Source organism: Streptomyces sedi (assembly GCF_006335015.1).
GTDB lineage: Bacteria > Actinomycetota > Actinomycetes > Streptomycetales > Streptomycetaceae > Streptomyces > Streptomyces sedi.
Window position 1 is genome coordinate 1 of record NZ_VDGT01000045.1, and the last position, 3,915, is coordinate 3,915.

At 67.5% G+C, this 3,915-nt stretch carries 1 protein-coding gene; it reads left to right on the forward strand.

Annotation, left to right across the window (positions count from 1 at the left end; translation table 11 throughout):
• Positions 1-22 precede the first annotated feature (22 nt).
• Positions 23-3,915 (forward strand): amino acid adenylation domain-containing protein (locus tag FH715_RS27925; RefSeq protein ID WP_281290793.1); only part of this gene is annotated, 3,893 nt, incomplete at its 3' end.

The window sequence follows — 3,915 nt, forward strand, 5'->3', positions numbered from 1 at the left end:
GAGTGCGACGTACAACATTCCGATGGCGCTTCGCCTCGAAGGACACCTCGATATCGCGGCGTTGCGGTCCGCGTTGACGGATGTTGTGACCCGGCATGAGAGTCTGCGTACTCTTTTGCGGCAGGACCCGGTGACTGGTCAGGCGTTCCAGGATGTGGTGCCGGCCGGGGACGCCGCGTGTGCGGTCGAGTTGCCCGTTACGGATACCACCGAGCAGGGTGTTGGGTCGCTGTTGGCCGAAGCGGCCGGTTATGCCTTCGACTTGGCCACCGAGATCCCGTTCCGCGCGGAGTTGTATCGCCTCGGCGAAGGCGCCCACATCTTGATGCTGGTGGTGCATCACAGTGCGATGGATGGTTGGTCGATTCGTGCTCTGTCGCGTGATCTCACCGAGGCTTATGCCGCCCGGTTGCGGGGTGAGGTGCCGGGGTGGGCGCCGTTGTCGGTGCAGTACGCGGATTACGCCCTGTGGCAGCGGAAGTTGCTGGGGGAGGAGTCGGACCCGGAGAGTGAGATTTTCCGGCAGTTGGGTTTCTGGCGTGAGCGGTTGGCCGGTCTGCCGGAGGAGATCACGCTGCCCGTTGACCGGTCTCGTCCGGCCGTTGCCTCGTATCGGGGTGGCCGCATCGAGTTCGATATCCCGGCCGCGCTTCACCACCGGCTGGTGGAGCTGGCGCGGGACCGCGGGGTGACCGTGTTCATGGTGGTCCAGGCCGCGCTCGCCGCGCTGCTGTCGCGGCTCGGTGCCGGTGAGGATATTCCGATCGGTACGCCGATCGCGGGACGCACCGACGAGGCCACCGAGGATCTGGTGGGTTTCTTCGCCAACACCCTGGTCCTGCGGACCGACACAGCCGGCGACCCGACCTTCCATGACCTCCTCGACCGCGTCCGCACCACCGACCTGGATGCCTACGCGCACCAGGACATCCCGTTCGAGCGCCTCGTCGAGCTACTCAATCCCCAACGCTCCCTCGCCCGCCATCCCCTTTTCCAGGTCATGCTCGCCTTCAACAACGAGGAGCAGCAGCTCACCGCCGCCCCCATGGACATGGCCCTCGGTCTCACAGCCCGGCGAGAGGACGTGTCCACGACGGTTTCCAGGGTCGATCTCGCGCTGTTCTGCAACGAATTGCGTTCTATCGAGGGCGAGTATCGGGGGATTCGCAGCCTGTGGGAGTTCAGCACCGATCTGTTTGACCGGGGGACGGTCGAGGGCCTGGCGCAGCGGCTGCTCAGAATGCTCGACGGTGTCGCGGAGCAGCTGCGGCGGCCGATCGGTGACATTGACATCTTCGAGCCCGGAGAACGCGAGCGGCTGCTGAGCGAGTGGAACGACACGGAGGGGAAGGTCCCGGCCGCGTCCCTGCCGGTGCTGTTCCAGGAGCAGGCGCGTCGGACGCCCGACGCGACAGCGCTCCAACACGGCGAAGCGCATCTGAGCTACGCGGAAGTCGACGCGCGGGCTGACCGGTTGGCCGCGCTACTGCGTGCGCGCGGAGCTGGGCCTGAGCGGTTCGTCGCGGTGGCGCTCCCTCGGGACGAGCGCCTGGGCGTGGCGTTGCTCGCCGTGCTCAAGGCGGGAGCCGGCTACCTCCCGCTCGATCCGGACTTCCCCGCCGAGCGCCTCAGCCACATGATCAGCGACGCGAGGCCCCTACTGCTGATCACCACCAGCGATGTCCGCATGGACGCCGGGGATGTCGAACGCCTGCTGCTTGACGACCCGACTGTGACCGCCGCGCCGGAAGCCGACGTGTCGACAAGCGCGGCACGTTCGGCCCCGGCCGACAGCCCCGCCTACATGATCTACACCTCCGGGTCGACCGGAAGGCCCAAGGGCGTCGTGGTGTCGTTGGCCGCCCTGGGTAACTTCCTGGCCGACATGGTGGACCGTCTGGAGCTCGGTCCGGGCGATCGGCTGCTGTCGGTGACGACCGTCGGCTTCGACATCGCGGCGCTGGAGATCTTTGTGCCGCTGCTCAGCGGGGCGACGGTCGTGCTGGCGAGCCGGGACGAGGTGCGCGACCCCGCCGCGGTGGCACGGCTCTGCGCGGACCTGGACGTCAGCATGGTCCAGGCCACCCCCAGCTGGTGGGAAGAGCTGCTCGCCGCGGAACCGCAGGGACTGCGCGGCGTGCGGGCCCTGGTCGGCGGCGAGGCGCTCTCCGCCCGGCTGGCCTCTGCCTTGACCGAGGTCACCCAGTCGGTCACCAACATGTACGGGCCAACCGAGACGACCATCTGGTCCACCAGCGCGCCGGTGGTCAACGATGACCCGGGCGGCCCGGCGATGGGCAAACCCATCCTGAACACGCGGGCCTACGTACTGGACGCGGCGCTGCGCCCGGTAGCCCCCGGGGTGGTGGGCGAACTGTTCCTTGCCGGCGCGGGTCTGGCGCGTGGTTATTTCGGTAGGGCGGGGTTGACGGCGGAGCGGTTTGTGGCGTGTCCCTTTGGTGGGGTGGGGGAGCGGATGTATCGGACGGGGGATTTGGTGCGGTGGCGGGCGGACGGGAATTTGGAGTTTGTGGGGCGTGCGGATGATCAGGTGAAGGTGCGGGGTTTCCGTATCGAGTTGGGTGAGGTTGAGGCGGCGGTTTCCGCGTTCCCGGGTGTGGAGCGCGGCGTGGTGGTGGTGAGGGAGGACCGGCCGGGGGATCGGCGGATCGTTGCTTATGTGGTGCCGGAGAACGGTGTGGGGGTGGACGAGCGTGAGTTGCTGCTGGCGGTGGGGCGTCGTGTGCCGGATTACATGGTGCCGTCGGCGGTGGTGGTGTTGGGTGAGGTGCCGTTGACGGTGAATGGGAAGGTGGACCGGAAGGCTTTGCCGGTGCCGGGTGTGGTGTCGGGTGAGGTGTTTGTGGCGCCGCGTGGTCCGGTGGAGGAGTTGTTGTGTGGGTTGTTTGCTGAGGTTCTTGGGGTGGAGCGGGTGGGTGTTGATGATGGGTTCTTCGCGTTGGGTGGGCATTCGTTGTTGGCGATGCGGTTGGTTTCGCGGGTGCGGTCGGCGTTTGGGGTGGAGTTGCCGGTGCGGGTGGTGTTCGAGGCGTCGACGGTGGCGGCGTTGGCGGAGCGGGTTGGTGTGGCGGGTGCTGGTCGGGAGCGGCTGGGGGTGGTGGAGCGTCCGGAGCGGGTGCCGGTGTCGTTCGCGCAGCAGCGGTTGTGGTTCCTGTACCAGTTGGAGGGGCCGAGTGCGACGTACAACATTCCGATGGCGCTTCGTCTCGAAGGACACCTCAATACGCCCGCTTTGCGGGCAGCGTTGACGGATGTCGTGACGCGGCATGAGAGTCTGCGTACTCTTTTGCGGCAGGACCCGGTGGCCGGTCAGGCGTTCCAGGATGTGGTGCCGGCCGGAGATGACGCGTGTGCGGTCGAGTTGCCCGTTACGGATACCACCGAGGAGGGTGTTGCGTCGCTGCTGGCCGAAGCGGCGGGCTATGCCTTCGACTTGGCGACCGTGATCCCGTTCCGCGCGGAGTTGTATCGCCTCGGCGAAGGCGACCACGTCTTGATGTTGGTGGTGCATCACAGTGCGATGGATGGCTGGTCGATTCGTGCTCTGTCTCGTGATCTCAGCGAGGCTTATGCCGCCCGGCTGCGGGGTGAGGTGCCGGGGTGGGCGCCGTTGCCGGTGCAGTACGCGGACTACGCGCTGTGGCAGCGGCGGGTCCTTGGCGACGAGAGCGACCCGGAGAGTGAGATCTCCCGGCAGTTGGACTTCTGGCGTGAGCGGTTGGCCGGTCTGCCGGAGGAGATCACGCTGCCCGTTGACCGGTCTCGTCCGGCCGTTGCCTCGTATCGCGGTGGCCGCATCGAGTTCGACATCCCCGCCGCGCTCCACCACCGGCTGGTGGAGCTGGCGCGGGACCGCGGGGTGACCGTGTTCATGGTGCTCCAGGCCGCGCTCGC